Origin of the sequence: Stenotrophomonas sp. Sm10 (genome assembly GCF_030985515.1) — a bacterium.
In the GTDB taxonomy this organism is placed as follows: domain Bacteria; phylum Pseudomonadota; class Gammaproteobacteria; order Xanthomonadales; family Xanthomonadaceae; genus Stenotrophomonas; species Stenotrophomonas hibiscicola.
In genome coordinates this window covers 18,930-33,808 of the sequence record NZ_JAPTFO010000031.1, presented here as the reverse complement: position 1 = coordinate 33,808, position 14,879 = coordinate 18,930, and the positions used below count along the sequence as shown (strand labels likewise).

Sequence of the window (14,879 nt, the reverse complement as noted above, 5' to 3'; positions counted from 1 at the left end):
GACACCCCTCAGAGCCAGTCGCGCGGCACCAGGTAGTCGGCCAGGCGCGATTCGGGGCTGCCGGGTTCGGGCGAGAAGCCGTATTCCCAGCGCACCCGCGGCGGCAGGCTCATCAGGATGCTTTCGCTGCGGCCACCGCTCTGCAGCCCGAACAGGGTGCCGCGGTCGTAGACCAGGTTGAATTCCACGTAGCGGCCGCGGCGGTACAGCTGGAACTCGCGTTCGCGCTCGCCATAGATGGCGTCCTTGCGCTGCTGCACGATCGGCAGGTAGGCGTCGAGGAAGCCATCGCCGACCGCGCGCAGATAATCGAAATCGCGCTCGAAGTCGCCGTGCAGGTCGTCGAAGAACAGACCGCCGACGCCGCGCGTTTCGTTGCGGTGGCGCAGGAAGAAGTACTCATCACACCAGCGCTTGTGCGCGGCGTAGCGTTCGTCGCCGAACGGTGCACACAGATCGCGTGCGACCCGGTGCCAGTGCTGCACGTCCTCGTCGAACGGGTAGAACGGGGTCAGGTCGAAGCCGCCGCCGAACCAGCTGGCCACCACTTCACCGTCGCGCTGCGCCTGGAAAAAGCGCACGTTGGCATGGGTGGTCGGCACGTACGGGTTGAGCGGGTGGAACACCAGCGACACGCCGGTGGCGCGCCAGGAGGCGCCCGCCAGTTCCGGGCGGTTGGCCGAGGCCGACGGCGGCAGGCGGCTGCCAGCAACGTCGGAGAAGCCGATGCCGGCCTGCTCGAACACCGCACCGTCGCGCAGCACGCGGGTACGCCCGCCACCGCCCTCTGCACGCTGCCACAGGTCTTCCTGGAAGCGGGCCCGGCCATCGACGGCCTCGATCGCCGCACAGATGCGGTCCTGCAGGTCGGTGAGGTAGGTGCGCACGCGCTCGAATTCATTCATGGCGCGTACTTTACCGCAGGGCCCGGGGAGGCAAGCCCCTTACTGCTTGTGGTTGGGGGTGCGTGGCGCCGGTCGGGTCTGATCCTCGTCCGCCGACTGCTCCTGGACAGCACGCTGCAAGGCCTGGCCGAAACCCAGCAAGCTCCAGTTGCGCGTCGCCAGCACGTCACATGCCACGTGGCGGCCACTGCCCTCGGCCTCGCAGACGGCCTCAAGCATGGGGCGGACGTCCACACTGCTGCTGTTCTCCATCACGCTGGCCAGGTTTTCACAGCCTTCGCGGATGCCGGCCTGGCACACCTTCTGGTAGTGCTGGCTGGCCTCGACCCACTTCCCGCCCAGCGCGGCGCGGCTGCCCAGCACATTGCAGCCCTGCATCCTGCCGGCCGCGCAGCAGGTTTCTGCTTCGCCGTCGACCGACGCGCGTGGGCAATCCTGCGGGAATGGGATTTCGTCGAACACCAGCGGTGCGCTGCACTGGGCACTTCCCGGCTGTCGCTGGAAGCGCTCAAAACGCATCGAATCGTCCAGCCCCAGCAGGTCACCGTTGGCCAACGGTTGCAGCACGTAGTCACCCCCCAGCTCGTGGCGCATGCGGATCTGGCCGTCCTGCACGCGTGCACGCACCCGCGAACCGTAGCCCACCTCCACCAGTCCACCATCGCCGAACGTCAGTTCGTCCAACAGCCCGCCGGAGGCCACGTAGTGGCCACAGGGCACGGCGCTGGCGGCCTGCGGCAACAGCTCCCCATCCAGCGCCCGCAGTGCAGCCGCCTGCCGGCAGGACGTCTCGTTGCCGCCTTCGCAGGCCATCTGCAACGCCGCCCTGCCGTCCTGCAGATTGCCGGCGGTCCACTGCAGGGTGGCAACCTCCATGCAGAAGTCACTTTCACCCACCTGCGTGCATAGGTCCTGCAGGCGCTGCAATCGCGCGTCGGACAGCGCAGGCTTGGCTGCAGGCGAGAACACTTCAACCATCTTGGCCGCCATCGAGGCCGTGCGGATGGCAGTGGCGACGGCCTCGACCAGCTCTGGCCGCTCTTCCAGGATGGCCATGCAGGCCTCGGTGTCGGCCGCAGGGTCATCCTTGCGACACTGGCGGGGGAAGTCCATCTCGGCCATCTCCTTTTCCATCGTGGCCTGTATCACCGCGATCTGTGCTTCGGTCGGTGTATCGCTGCCGGGGGCCTGGTCAGCCTCGCGATAGCGATCGGGCAGGCGCTGGCACAGAAATGGAACCCCTTCGGCACAGGCCGATTCCAGCGCCGTCAGGCTCAGCTCATGATGATGCCTGTCAAGGCAGCGCTGGGCATCTGCCAGGCAGCTGCCTGGCGCGTGCTCGACCGGGGGCAGGCACGCCGCTGGCTGGATCAGGCGGTAGCGCGTGTTGCCCTGCTGCAGGACGCGACCGCCACGCTGGACGTTCAGTCCAGATGCAACTCCGAAGGTGAGGTTGACGAGGCTCAGCTCGCCATCGATCTCTTGGACAACGAAGGGCCGATCAGAGATGTGCGTGTTCTTCGCCACCCCGCGGTCAGGCCCATCCACGCGCAGCTGGTTGCCACCGCCTTCGGCCGCGAATAGGCCACAGCGTGGCAGACCGGTTGCGGCCGCCTGCTGCGCCCAGGTCAGCAGCAACAAGGCAATGAAGGCCGGAATCAGGTGGCGTGGGGCGAAAGGAGGCATCTTGGAGCCAGGGCAGAAAGACGCGGGCTACGATAGCCAACCGCCACCGATCCGCAATCAAACCCGCTGGAACGCCTGTGCTGCGGTCACGGCGTCTGTGCCGGGCAGGTCGTTCGCGTCAAAAATGCCGGGAGCGAGAGCTCAGCGGAAGCGCGCGCGCACGTCGGGGCGCAGCAGGCGCCAGGCCAGCCAGCCCTGCAGGCCGAGAAGCACGAACGACATGCCGACCACGGTCAGCGTGATCAGCCAGCGTTTCAGCTGCAGCTCCTGCAGCAGGGCCGGGTCATCGGCCAGCAATGGGATGAGGTCGCGCATGAACACGTCCAGCCACCAGGCGACTGCGAAGTTGCTCAAGCCGCTCAACAGCAGCAGCACCACGAAGCTCCACAGGCCCCAGCGACGTTCACGCAGCAGGCCCCAGCTGGACACGGTCGAGGCCAGGCACAACAGCGCGACGATCATTGACGCGGCCACCGGGTGCGCCAGCAGCCAGACCAGGCTGTGCAGCTGCTGGTGCTGCACTTCGCTTTCCACCAGGTGCCACAGCGCAAGGTGGTTCAGCGGCCACAGCACCAGTCCCTGCAGCACGAAGTAGATCGTCAGCAGCAGTGACAGCCAGAACGAGGCCTGTGCCACCGGGCGCACCCAGGCGTGATAGGCCGGGGACGGCGGCGAGGGGATCGACGGGATCGACATTGACATCCGATGTCCTTGCAGTCGGCGCCCGCCTGCTCAGCGGACCGTCACCCGGGTGGCGACCGCCGGCAGGATATGGTGTTCGCTCAAGGGTGCCAAGGGCAGGCCATGCGGCGGTTGCAGCGGCACCCAGGCCAGCTCGGCAATTTCGGCGCGCGCCTGCGGCGCACCGTCCACCTGCACCCACCAGGCCTGTGCCTGCACGCGGTGGCCGGGTTCGTTCACCGCCCAGTCCTCGAACGTGCCCAGCCCGATGGCGGCATTGGCGCGCAGCTGTACCCCCAGTTCCTCGTCCAGCTCGCGGGCCAGCGCCTGCAGGGGCGCCTCGCCGGGTTCGGGCTTGCCACCTGGCTGGATGAAGCGGCGTGCACCGTGCTTGCGCACCACCAGCGCCTGGCCGCGGTCATCCAGGATGACCGCAGCCACGATCCGGATCGTGGCTGCGGCGTTGCTCACTTCAGGTTCTGCTCGAACAGCTTGAGGATGCGCTTGTACTGGTCCAGCCAGGAATCGGCGCGGACGTAGCCGTGGCGCTCCAGCGGATATGGTGCGATCGACCAGTTGTCCTTGTGCAGTTCGATCAGGCGCTGGGTCAGGTTCACCGAATCCTGGAAGAACACGTTGTCATCCATCATGCCGTGGGCGATCAGCAGGTTGTCCTGCAGGTTCTGTGCATACTCGATCGGCGAGGAAACGCGGTACGCCTCCGGGTCGATGTCCGGGGTGTTGAGGATGTTGCTGGTGTAGCCGTGGTTGTAGTTGTGCCAGTCCACCACCGGGCGCAGCGCGGCGCCGGCCTTGAACGTGCCCGGTGCACGGAACAGCGCCATGAAGGTCATGAAACCGCCGTAGGAACCACCGTAGATGCCGGCGTGGTCGCGGTCACCCTGCTGGGTGTCGACCAGCCAGTCCAGGCCGTCCTTGTAGTCTTCCAGTTCCGGGTGGCCCATGTTGCGGTAGATCGCCGTGCGCCAGTCGCGGCCGTAGCCCTCGCTGCCGCGGTAATCCATGTCCAGCACGATGTAGCCCTTCTGCACCAGCAGGTTGTGGAACATCTGCTCGCGGAAGTAGGCCGGGTAGCGCTGGTGCACGTTCTGCAGGTAGCCGGCGCCGTGCACGAACATCACGATCGGGTACTTCTTCCCCGGTTCCTTGTTTTCCGGTTCGTAGTACTTGGCCCAGACCACGCCAGCACCATGCTTGGACGGCACTGCCACCAGCTTCGGCTGGATCCACTGGCGCGCCTTGTAGTCGGCGGTGCGGGTGTCGGTCAGCACGCGTGCCTGGCCACCGGCACTGGGCAGCACGGCCAGCTGCGGCGGCAGGTAGGCGCCGGAGTAGCGCACCAGCAGCTGCTGGCCGTCCGGCGACAGCGAGAAATCCTCCACGCCGTTGAGGCTGGTCAGCTCGCGCACCTGGCGGCTGCCGGTGTCGACCGCGCAGACTTCGTAGTCATGCGGCGCCTGCTGGTTGCACAGGAAGTAGAAGCCCTTGCCATCGGCCGACGGCACCGGCGCCGAGGTTTCCCACTTGCCGCTGGTCAGCGCCTGCGGCTTGGCCGTGCCGGCCTGGGTATACAGGTGCGAGAAGCCCGATTCCTCCGACAGCAGCCACAGCGTGCGGCCATCGGCCATCCAGCCGAAATCGTTGAAGCCCCAGTTGATCCAGGCGTTGTCGGTCAGGCGGTGGCGGTTCTGCACACGGCCGTCGGCAGCGTTGACGCTGATGATCCAGCGGTCCTTGTTGTCGTTGGCACGCAGCATCACCGCGGCCTGCTGGCCATCGGCGCTCCAGCGGATGCCGCCGCCCATGAAGTCGCTCATCACCTGCACGCTGCGCTCACCCTTCAGCGCGTCCTTGCCGGCCTTGCGGCGCAGTTCGGCCAGCGGGTCGGTGCTGATGCCCGGCAGGCTGGCCAGCGAGACCTTTTCGGCCTTGCCGGTGCGCACGTCCACGTACCACAGCGTGTGCGGCTCGAAGCCGTTGCGGCCGACGCGGGTGCGGGTGTCCTCGGTTTCCTCGTAGCCCGATTCGGTCACGTACAGCGGCATCTTGCTGGTGCGGCCGTCGTCGAAGTCCTTCGGCTTGGTCACCACGATCAGGTGGGTCAGGTCCGGCGACAGCACGCTGTCGGCGATCTCCACGTCGGCGCCCAGGTACACCGGGCCCGGCGCACGCGTCGGGTCGGCCTGGCGCCAGCGCTGGTCCTGGTCCTTCAATGCCTCGCGCTGCTCGCGGTCGCGGCGCAGGGTTTCCAGCGTGCGCAGCTGCTGGTCGCGCAGCACATCGGCCTTCGGCGGCGTACGCGGATCCTTTTCGGCCTTCAGGCTGGCCACCTGCTGCACGCCGCTGGCGGCGGTCCAGTGGAACCAGTTCTGGCCGACGCGCCAGATCACGCCATTGTCGGCGGCGAAGTTCACGTTGCCCGCGCGTTCGTTGCTGCGGGTGAGCTGGGTCAGCGCGCCGCTGCGCAGGTCGCGCACGAACACATCGCCATTGCGCACGAAGGCACTGCGGCTGCGGTTGCGATCGTAGACGGGATCGGCCACGTCCAGGGTGCCGCGCTGGTCATCGGCCACCTGCGCGGCCACGCCGCCGGTCAGCGGCTGGCGGAAGGTGTCGCGTACCGGGCTGCCGCTGCGCTTGAGCTGGTACTCCACCTGCTGGCTGTTCCACGACCACCAGGCCTTCTCGACCGGCGGACCGATCCAGTCCGGGTCGGCCATCGCCTGTTCAATGGTGATCGGCGTCGGCGCGGCATGCGCGGCCGGTGCGGCCAGCACGGCCGACAGCAGGAGGGACAGGGGCAGCACTCGGGACATGGGCGGACGGCACCAGAAGAGGAAACCGGCCAAGGGTAGCAGCCGTCCGGGCCGGGGGCAGGGGCCACAGGTCATGGCAGCGGCATTGGCAAAGTGGCGCAACCGGTTGCCGTGGTCGCGCATCCATTCTCCTGAACCCGCATCATCCACCGAACAGGAGCCCGACCATGCAGGAATTGATCCCGATCACCCTCTTCATCTGCATCGCCTACGCGATCCACGCCATTGCCGATGCCCGCGCGCGTAGCAAGCTGGTGGCCCCGCACGTGCCCGAGGAAGTGATCCGCTCGCTGGCCGTGCTGGAAGAAGAGCGCCGCCGCCAGGGCGCGCTGCGCTGGGGCATCAGCTTGGTCACCTTGGCCGTGGCGATGGGCCTGCTGGAGGCGATCGGTGCACGCGAGCTGACCTTCGGCGCCGCCGCTGCAATGGTTGGCAGCGCCGGCCTTGGCCAGATGCTGGCCTGGCACTTCACCCGCCCTGCCGCGCGCAAGGGCTGAGCCGGCGCATGCCACGGGCACAGGGGGCGCCCCGTAGATGAGCCTGCTCGGCGAAGCACTGTCGGCGCTGCGGGGCCGTCGCCGCCACGATGCAGTATCGGCGGCACCGCCCGCCGAGCCGCTCGACGCGGACCAGGCCCTGGTGCGGGCCATCATCGATGGCTCGCAGTCGGCGTTTTCGCAGCTGGTCGAGACCCATCAACGCACCTGCGCGCATGTGATCGGACGCATGGTGGGCGACCGCGACCAGGTGGCTGACCTGCTGCAGGAAACCTTCCTGGCCGTGTTCCGCCAGCTGCACCGGTTCCGTTTTGAATCCTCTTTGCGCACCTGGGTTTCACGGGTGGCCTACACCACGGCGTTGCAGCACCTGCGCCGGCGGCGGCTGGAGGCGCAATGGATGGTGGCGGTGGAGGTGCCGGAGGAACTGGGGATCGGCGATGAAGGGCCGGGGCCGGCTGAACTGAGCGAGGCGCTGCAGGCTGGTCGCCATCTTGGCGAGGCGCTGGAACGGCTGAGTGCACCGCAGCGGCTGATCGTCGGCCTGCATTACCTGGAGGATTTCGATCTGGCCGAGATCGAGCAGGTGACCGGACTGGCACGCGGTACCATCAAGAGCCACCTGCACCGCGCGCGCCAGGTCCTGAAGCAGGAACTGACGCGGCATGCCACTGCCGGAGAGCTGCTGTGAACCCACCCACCGACCCTCGCGATGCGGAAGAGCGCGCGCTGGCGCAGGCGTTGCGTGAGCAGGCGCAGCAGGAAGAAACGCCGGATGTGAGTGAGGCGCTGCAGAAGCGCATTGCCGCTGAGTCGCGCGACAGTGGCGTGGGCTATGTGGTGGTGCAGGTGCTGTTGTTTGGCGCGCTGTTGGCTGCAGCGGCCTGGTACTTCTGGGTCTAGAAGAACATTGACGCCCGCAACTGCTTTGGGACGTCTCTTCCTCCAACTTCCGATCAGATATCCAAGCGTCGGGCGTTGTCTCCACGTCGGCAGTTGGCCTTTCCCGTCAGACTCCGTCACGTCGGCCTCGTCATCAGTGGCAGTCGCTCTATCCAGGGTCCGCGAGCTACGTGTGTTTCCTGAGGAAAGTTGCAAACTCCATGCCTCCGCTTGAGTCGGAGTTTCACAATCAGAGACTCTCAACCATCAGCTTCCACGGGTATGGAGTGAGAATCACATGGACAGGTGCGCCAGTAATCCAACGCCGGATGCAGTTGGATGATGCTCTACTACATCCAGCTTTCGCTTGCCCGATTCAAGCAACGGATCGGCACTCATCTGGCAATCGCTCTCATGCTGGGTGCGGGGGTAGGGATCACCACCGTAATGCTCTCCATTGTTCTCCAGGCATCGTCGGATCCCGCACCAGGCCGGAGCTCCGCATTGTTCCGCCCGTACCTTGACGCGCGTCCAGATGCCCTGCGCAGTGGTTCCCCGGATCCGGGACAGGCACTGACCTGGCCAGATGCGAAGGCGCTTCTGGGCCAAGGTGGGACGTGGAAACAGGCAGCAATGGCAGGGGGGGCGGTGACGCTCTCCCGGCCGGGAGCCTCCAGCGCAAGGCTGCGTGCGAGGTTCGCTACGTCGGAAGTCTTCAGTGTGCTTGGCATTGCCGTTGTTCAAGGACGGGCATGGACCGCCGAGGAGGGGCATGCTGCGAGTCGAATCGTGGTGCTTTCGCGTGCGCTCGCCGAGCGCGAGTGTGCGCTGGACTGTGTTGGTCATCGGTTGGAACTGGGCAGGCGCACCTACACTGTTGTGGGTGTCGCGGAGGACTGGCATCCGGTGCCGATGTTTCAGGGAGATCTCACACGCCGGCCGTTTGTGGAACCTGACGAGATCTACCTGCCGGTTGAGACCGCAATCGCAGACAGGCTGACTTTTGTGGACGGGACGGCGATCTGGGGGGGGGACCAGGACACGGACCCTGCAGGAGCCAACGTGTCATGGCTTCAATTGTGGGCGTGGCTGCCCACCGCGGATGATGTCGCCGCCTACCGGGCGAATCTGAATGCCTATGCACAGGCAAAGGGCCTTCGGATCGAACCAGGCACCCAGCAGGTGGCACTCTGGCCGTTGATGGAGTGGCTGGACAGGCTGGGATTGGTTCCAGAGCGGGCCAGGATGCAGCTTCGGTTGTCACTGATCCTTCTCGGTGTGTGCATCGTCAACGCGGCGGCGCTGCTGAGCTTCAGTCTGGGGCGCCGTCGGCGGGAGCTCGCGATACGACGTGCACTGGGAGCGCGACGCCGGGACGTGTTCATCCAGCTCATGTGGGAATCCATCGCGGCGGGAGCCGCAAGCAGTGCGCTCGCTGTCGTCACCTATACGCTGGGAATCCGCGTGGTTGCTGCGGGAGACGTTCTGCCCAGCGCGATAACCGCGATGCATGCTGGGGCAATGCTGATGGCCGCCGGCCTGGGAGTCGTCACGACGTTGCTCTGTTCATTGGTCCCGTCGTTTGAAATCTGCAGGGTCAGCTCCCTTTCGAATGCCTTTGCGAAGGGGGTTGCCTGAAATGATCGAATCGATGAGGGAGATCCGACGGCATTTGGGAAGCGCCGCACTGCTTGCAGTGCAGGCAGCGCTTGCAAGCCTGGCATGTGCGTTCGCACTGCAATCTGCGCTGGACAGCTTCGCCAGATTGAACACCGGGAGCATCCGGGAGGCAGCATCGATTGGTGTGGTCAGGGTATCCGATGTCGAAGAAGGCGCGGATGCAGCAGTGCAGCGGGCAGACCTGTCCGCGATCCGGCTGCCCGGTGTTCAGGACACGGTTGTGAGCGACGCTGTTCCGTTCGGAGGAAGAGCCCATCGATACGGCGTATGCACCAGTGAGTCGGCCATGGTGTATTCGATGAATGCGGGTACGACAGACGTTGCCGGATGTGATCGCATTCCCGTGGTAACTGCAAGCTCTGGTCTGCTGGCGATGCTGGGCGCGGGAATCGTCCTGGGGCGGGACGCCACGGAGGACGACATGGTTGAAGGCACTCCGGTGGTGCTGATCAGTGAATCGCTGGCTGCCCGACTGTTCGGAACGGAGAGTGCTGTTGGCCGCCACCTGTATTTCGGCCCCGGCAGCAGCCGGGTCATCATGGGCGTGTTTGCCTCTGTTGCTGGACCGGCACCAGGAGGTAATGAGCGGGACTCGCAGTGGGCGCTGCTTCCGGGCCTCCCCATGGGCGCCAGTCGCTACTATCTGGCGAAGTGGAGGTCGGAGGTTGATCGTTCATCGCTTGATCGTACTGTCGATGCGCTGCAGCGGCCTTATCGGATCGTGACTCCGGCCGGTGTCGAGACCCTGGCGGGATATCGCGATGCCTACGTCAAAGCTGATCGCTTTGCTACGACCGTGCTCGCGGTCATGACGGCCGTTGTTCTCGGTGTGCTGATGGCCGGCGTTTCCGGAGTTGTAGGCGCGTGGCTTGACCGGCGCCGGTACTCCATCGGGGTTCGACGGACATTGGGTGCTCGCAGGTCCGTGATCTTCGCCGAAATCATGTTCGAGGTTTCACTGTTCACCACGCTGGGCGCCCTGCTCGGCGCGTTGTCGTTGCAGTGGGTAGGGGCGCCGCAGGACGGCATCACAGGTTCACCGTGGTTCTCGATATCGAGCGCTGTCGTGCTGGTGATGGCGGCCTGCTTGACTGCACTTGTACCCCGCGCCCTGCGAATCGCCAAGGAGCCGCCCTTGGCCTTGCTGAAGCCCCTGTAGCCCATTCATCCTGTCACCCAGCTTCCCCTGCGACAAAGTGAAGCAGCGCGTCACCCGGTCGCATCCCACCTTAACGAAATCCTCCTAAAATGGTCCGGTATCCCACCGGTCACAGGCAGGAGGCGTCCCTTGGACGCGTTGTTGTTGTCCCGGATCCAGTTCGGATTCGTCATCAGTTTCCATGTGCTGTTCCCCGCCTTCACCATTGGCACGGCCAGCTGGCTGGCCTTCATCGAATGGCGCTGGCTGCGCACGAAGTTGCCCGTGTGGCGCGAGCTGTATTTCTTCTGGCAGAAGATCTTCGCGGTGTCGTTCGGCATGGGCGTGGTCAGCGGCATCGTCATGGCCTTCCAGTTCGGAACCAACTGGCCACGGCTGAGCGAGGTGGCCGGCACGGTCATCGGCCCGCTGCTGACCTACGAAGTGCTGACCGCGTTCTTCCTGGAAGCCAGCTTCCTCGGCGTGATGATGTTCGGCTGGGGCCGGGTTTCGCCGCGCCTGCATTTCCTGTCCACCTGCATGGTGGCGCTGGGCACGCTGTTCTCCACGTTCTGGATCCTGTCGTCCAACAGCTGGCTGCATACGCCGGCCGGCTACGAGATGGTCAACGGCATCGTGCATCCGGTGGACTGGTGGCAGGTGGTGTTCAACCCCTCGTTCCCCTATCGCCTGGCGCACATGGCGCTGGGTTCGTTCATCACCACCTGTTTCGTGATCGGTGGTGTCGGTGCGTGGTACCTGCGCAAGGGCACGCATGTGGAAGCGGGCCGGCGCATGCTGGTGGCAGCGGTGGCGTTCGCGGCACTGACCGTGCCGGTGCAGATTTTCGTCGGCGACATGCATGGCCTGAACACGCTCAAGCACCAGCCGATGAAGATCGCGGCGATGGAAGCGCACTGGCATGAAACCAAGGAGGGCGAGGGCGTACCGCTGGTGGTGTTCGCGCTGCCGAACGAGAAGGAAGAGCGCAATGATTTCGAAGTTGCCATCCCGAAGCTGGGCAGCGTGATCCTCACCCACAGCCTGGACGGCACCTTCGATCCTCTCACCTCGGTACCCGCCAGCGAGCGGCCGCCGGTGACGCCGGTGTTCTTCGCCTTCCGGATCATGGTCGGGCTGGGCACGCTGATGCTGCTGCTGGCCTGGGTGTCAGCGTTCCAGTTGTGGCGGAAGAAGCTGCTGGATTCGCCGTGGCTGCTGCGCGGCTGGAACTGGATGCTGCCCAGCGGTTTCATCGCGCTGCTGTCGGGTTGGTTCGTTACCGAGATGGGGCGCCAGCCGTGGGTGGTGTATGGCGTGCTGCGCACCGCTGATGCGGTGGGCCCGCAGAGCGCGTGGATGACCGCGCTGTCGCTGGGCGTCTACGTGGTCGGCTACGCCTTCGTGTTCGGCTGGGGCATCTGGTACCTGGTGAAGATCCTGCGCCACGGACCGCGTCCGCACGATGATGGGCCATCGCTGGACCACGGCAGCCACACCCCGGCACGCCCGCTGTCGGCGGCCGACGAACCGCTGGAGGAGCGCTGACATGGACCTGATGACCTGGCTGCCGGTGGCGTGGTTTGCGGTGATCGGCTTCGGCGTGCTGATGTACGTGGTGCTGGATGGCTTCGTGCTCGGCATCGGCATCCTCGCCCCGTTCGCCGAGGACGAGGAGCAGCTGGACCTGATGATGAACACCGCCGCGCCGATCTGGGACGGCAACGAGACCTGGCTGGTACTGGGCGGCGCCGGGCTGCTGGCGGCGTTCCCGAAGGCCTATGCGGTGCTGTTGTCGGCGCTGTACCTGCCGGTGCTGCTGCTGGTGGTGGCGCTGGTGTTCCGCGGCGTGGCCTTCGAGTTCCGCTTCAAGGCGCATCGATCGCGCCGGCTGTGGAGCGTGGCGTTCGGCCTCGGTTCGCTGCTGGCGACCTTTGCCCAAGGCGTGATCCTCGGCACCCTGGTGCAGGGCATCCCGCTGGTGGACGGCGTCTACCAGGGCGGCGCATTCACCTGGTTCAGCCCGTTCGCGATGCTGACCGGTGCTGCGTTGGTGGCTGGCTATGCGTTGTTGGGCAGCACCTGGCTGATCCTGAAGACCGAAGGGCGCGTGCAGGCGCTGGCCCGGCAGATGACCCGGCCGCTGGTGGTGGCGGTGATCGCGGCGATGGGCCTGGTCAGCAGCTGGCTGCCGTTCCTCGATTCGCGGTTGATGGCGCGCTGGTTCAGCGACGGCAACTTCTGGTGGCTGTCGCCGGTGCCGCTGTTGACGCTGGCGGTGGCCACCGCGCTGTGGCGCAGCGCGACCCATCCGCGCCGCGACCTGCCGCCGTTCCTGCTCAGCCTGGCCTTGTTCGTGCTTGGCTTCCTCGGCCTGGTGCTGGGCATGTGGCCCTATCTGCTGCCGCCGTCGATGACCCTGTGGCAGGCCGCCGCGCCGGCCTCCTCGCTGGGCTTCAGCCTGGTCGGCCTGGTCATGCTGCTGCCGGTCATCCTCGGCTATACGGCGTGGTCGTACCGGGTGTTCCGCGGCAAAGTGCGCGCCGATAGCGGTTACCACTGATCGATTGAAGCGGGGCCCGCTGGTGCCGGGCCCCCTGTTGTGGAATGTGAAATCTGCACACCCCGGGCGGGACGTGCTAGCGTGCGCTCCTTTCCGGCAGCCAGGGGGGCAGCCGGCGACGTCCTGGACGGACGCACGGCTGCAGGAACGGGGGGCCGCCGCGCGTCGCCGTAATGGCTCGTGCCTATCGTTCTCCCGTTGAAGCACCTTCGCTAATGATCGAATTCTCCATCGTCGACTGGGCTGCCTGGGCGCCCGGCCTGAGCGAGCGTAGCCAGTGGCTGGGCTGGGCCGATGCGCCGTATCCGCCGGTTGGCGAAGACACGCCGCCGCTCGCCGAAATCCCGGCAATGCAGCGCCGCCGAATCGAGCGGCTGGGCCGGATGGCGATCCAGGCTGCCTGCTGGTGCGAGGACGGGCAGGGCGCTGACAGCCAGGTGCCGCTGGTGTTCGCCAGCCGCCACGGCGACGTGGCCCGTTCGATGGAGCTGCTGGGGGCGCTCGCCAGCGATCAGCCCCTGTCACCGACGGGGTTCGGCCTGTCGGTGCACAACGCGATCGCCGCACTGTATTCGATCGCGCGCGGTCACCGCGGCAACTACCTGGCGCTGGCCGCCGGCCAGGCCACGGTCGAGACCGCCTGCCTGGAAGCGGCCGGTCTGCTCGCCGATGGCGCCCGCGAAGTGCGGGTGGTGGTCTATGAGTCGCCGCTTCCTGAAATTTACGCGACGTTTGCCGACGAACCTGACCCGTTCTTTGCCTGGTGCTGGCGTTTGACGGCGCCGATGCCGGGCCAGCCGATCCTCTCCCTGCAGTGGGAGGCGGCGCCGGAGGCCACTGCCACCGCCCCGGGCACGCTGCCGCACGCGCTGGACCTGCACCGCTTTCTGCTGTCCGGCGCGCCGGCGCTGGAGCACGTGGCTCAGGGCCAGCGTTGGCGCTGGGGGCGCCGTGGCTGAGGCGCTGCGCCGTCTCGATCATGCTTGGCGGGTGCTCGGCACCGGCCTGAGCTTTGCCGCATTCGGCTTGGGCGGGCTGCTGCTCGGCGTTCTGGTGATGCCGGTGCTGCTGCTGATGCGTGATCCGGTGGCGCGGCGCCGCCGTGCCCGGCGCGTGGTCCAGGTCGCGTTCGCCAGCCATCTGCGGCTGATGCGCGGGCTGGGGGTGATGACCTACGAGATCGAGGGCGGCGAACGCCTGCAGCGCGACGGCCTGCTGGTGCTGGCCAACCACCCGACCCTGATCGACGTGGTCTGCCTGATCTCGCTGCTTCCCAACGCCGACTGCGTGGTCAAGCGGGCGGTGGCCTGCAACCCGTTCATGCGCGGCCCGGTGCGGGCTGCCGGCTACATCTCCAATGATGATGGCGCCGGCCTGGTCGATGACTGTGTGGCCGCAGTGCGCGCTGGAGGCACCCTGGTCATCTTCCCGGAAGGCACCCGCAGCGTGCCGGGGCAGCCACCGCGGCTGCAGCGCGGGGCCGCCAACATCGCCGTACGGGGCCGCATCGACGTCACCCCGGTGCGGATCACCTGCAGCCCGCCAACGCTGACCAAGGGGCAGAAGTGGTATCGTGTCCCCTCACGTCGCTTTCACGTTCGGCTGCAGATCGGCGAAGATATCCCGATCGCGCCATTTCTGGCCGAAGACGACTCGCCAAGGGGGGATGCCTTGGCGGCCCGTCGCGTCACCGAGCACCTTTCTCGTTATTTCGACCTGTCTGGAGATCCGAACCGTGCAAGCACTTGAGCACGAGATCAAGGAATTGATCATTTCCTCCCTTTCGCTGGAGGACATCACGCCGGAGGACATCGATCCGACCGCGCCGCTGTTCGTCGAGGGCCTCGGCCTGGATTCGATCGACGCGCTGGAGCTGGGACTGGCGCTGCAGAAGAAGTACGGTGTCAGCCTCTCGGCCGATTCGGAAGAAACCCGTCGCCATTTCTCCAGCGTGCGCGCGCTCGGCGAGTTCGTCGCCGCCCGCCAGTCGTAACGGCGCCAGGAATTGCC

General features: G+C 66.3%; 15 protein-coding genes. 10 read left to right on the top strand and 5 right to left on the bottom strand.

The annotated features are described in order from the left end of the window. Positions 1-8: 8 nt before the first annotated feature. The 5 genes from hemF to O0J15_RS10845 form a co-directional block, all read right to left on the bottom strand. Positions 9-905 (bottom strand): oxygen-dependent coproporphyrinogen oxidase, encoded by an 897-nt coding sequence (gene hemF / locus O0J15_RS10865; protein WP_021203513.1) that lies wholly within the window; start codon positions 903-905, stop codon positions 9-11. 39 nt (positions 906-944) lie between these two features. Next, on the bottom strand, positions 945-2,591 hold the full coding sequence (locus O0J15_RS10860) for a hypothetical protein (protein WP_171952468.1): 1,647 nt from the start codon (positions 2,589-2,591) through the stop codon (positions 945-947). Positions 2,592-2,732: 141 nt separating this feature from the next. Beyond that, a complete protein-coding gene (locus tag O0J15_RS10855; RefSeq protein ID WP_111102304.1) occupies positions 2,733-3,293 on the bottom strand; it encodes a hypothetical protein in 561 nt (186 codons plus the stop codon). Positions 3,294-3,323: 30 nt separating this feature from the next. Next, positions 3,324-3,743, bottom strand: coding sequence for an NUDIX domain-containing protein (locus O0J15_RS10850; protein ID WP_111102303.1), 420 nt, complete (start codon positions 3,741-3,743; stop codon positions 3,324-3,326). Then, a complete protein-coding gene (locus O0J15_RS10845) occupies positions 3,740-6,109 on the bottom strand; it encodes a S9 family peptidase (RefSeq protein ID WP_227852344.1) in 2,370 nt (789 codons plus the stop codon). The genes O0J15_RS10850 and O0J15_RS10845 overlap by 4 nt, the downstream gene beginning before the upstream one ends. 167 nt (positions 6,110-6,276) lie before the next feature. Here O0J15_RS10845 and O0J15_RS10840 point away from each other — a divergent pair, with 167 nt between their 5' ends. The 10 genes from O0J15_RS10840 (at position 6,277) to O0J15_RS10795 (ending at position 14,862) form a co-directional block, all read left to right on the top strand. Next, on the top strand, positions 6,277-6,606 hold the full coding sequence (locus O0J15_RS10840) for a hypothetical protein (RefSeq protein WP_308305637.1): 330 nt from the start codon (positions 6,277-6,279) through the stop codon (positions 6,604-6,606). Between the two features lie 37 nt (positions 6,607-6,643). After that, positions 6,644-7,297 (top strand): RNA polymerase sigma factor, encoded by a 654-nt coding sequence (locus tag O0J15_RS10835; protein WP_155030341.1) that lies wholly within the window; start codon positions 6,644-6,646, stop codon positions 7,295-7,297. Then, positions 7,294-7,509 (top strand): hypothetical protein, encoded by a 216-nt coding sequence (locus tag O0J15_RS10830; protein ID WP_308305636.1) that lies wholly within the window; start codon positions 7,294-7,296, stop codon positions 7,507-7,509. Before O0J15_RS10835 ends, O0J15_RS10830 begins: the two co-directional genes overlap by 4 nt. A 321-nt stretch (positions 7,510-7,830) precedes the next feature. Next, positions 7,831-9,126 carry an ABC transporter permease gene (locus tag O0J15_RS10825; RefSeq protein ID WP_308305635.1) on the top strand — a complete coding sequence of 432 codons (1,296 nt, stop codon included), beginning with the start codon at positions 7,831-7,833 and terminating at the stop codon, positions 9,124-9,126. 1 nt (position 9,127) lies between these two features. Beyond that, on the top strand, positions 9,128-10,327 hold the full coding sequence (locus tag O0J15_RS10820) for an ABC transporter permease (RefSeq protein WP_308305634.1): 1,200 nt from the start codon (positions 9,128-9,130) through the stop codon (positions 10,325-10,327). A gap of 129 nt (positions 10,328-10,456) precedes the next feature. Then, positions 10,457-11,854 carry a cytochrome ubiquinol oxidase subunit I gene (locus O0J15_RS10815; RefSeq protein WP_308305633.1) on the top strand — a complete coding sequence of 466 codons (1,398 nt, stop codon included), beginning with the start codon at positions 10,457-10,459 and terminating at the stop codon, positions 11,852-11,854. Between the two features lies 1 nt (position 11,855). Then, positions 11,856-12,869, top strand: coding sequence for a cytochrome d ubiquinol oxidase subunit II (gene cydB / locus O0J15_RS10810; protein ID WP_308305632.1), 1,014 nt, complete (start codon positions 11,856-11,858; stop codon positions 12,867-12,869). 215 nt (positions 12,870-13,084) lie between these two features. Further along, a complete protein-coding gene (locus O0J15_RS10805) occupies positions 13,085-13,828 on the top strand; it encodes a beta-ketoacyl synthase chain length factor (protein ID WP_019661717.1) in 744 nt (247 codons plus the stop codon). After that, positions 13,821-14,618 (top strand): 1-acyl-sn-glycerol-3-phosphate acyltransferase, encoded by a 798-nt coding sequence (locus O0J15_RS10800; protein ID WP_021203501.1) that lies wholly within the window; start codon positions 13,821-13,823, stop codon positions 14,616-14,618. The genes O0J15_RS10805 and O0J15_RS10800 overlap by 8 nt, the downstream gene beginning before the upstream one ends. After that, positions 14,605-14,862, top strand: coding sequence for a phosphopantetheine-binding protein (locus O0J15_RS10795; protein WP_005411610.1), 258 nt, complete (start codon positions 14,605-14,607; stop codon positions 14,860-14,862). The genes O0J15_RS10800 and O0J15_RS10795 overlap by 14 nt, the downstream gene beginning before the upstream one ends. Positions 14,863-14,879: the final 17 nt, after the last annotated feature.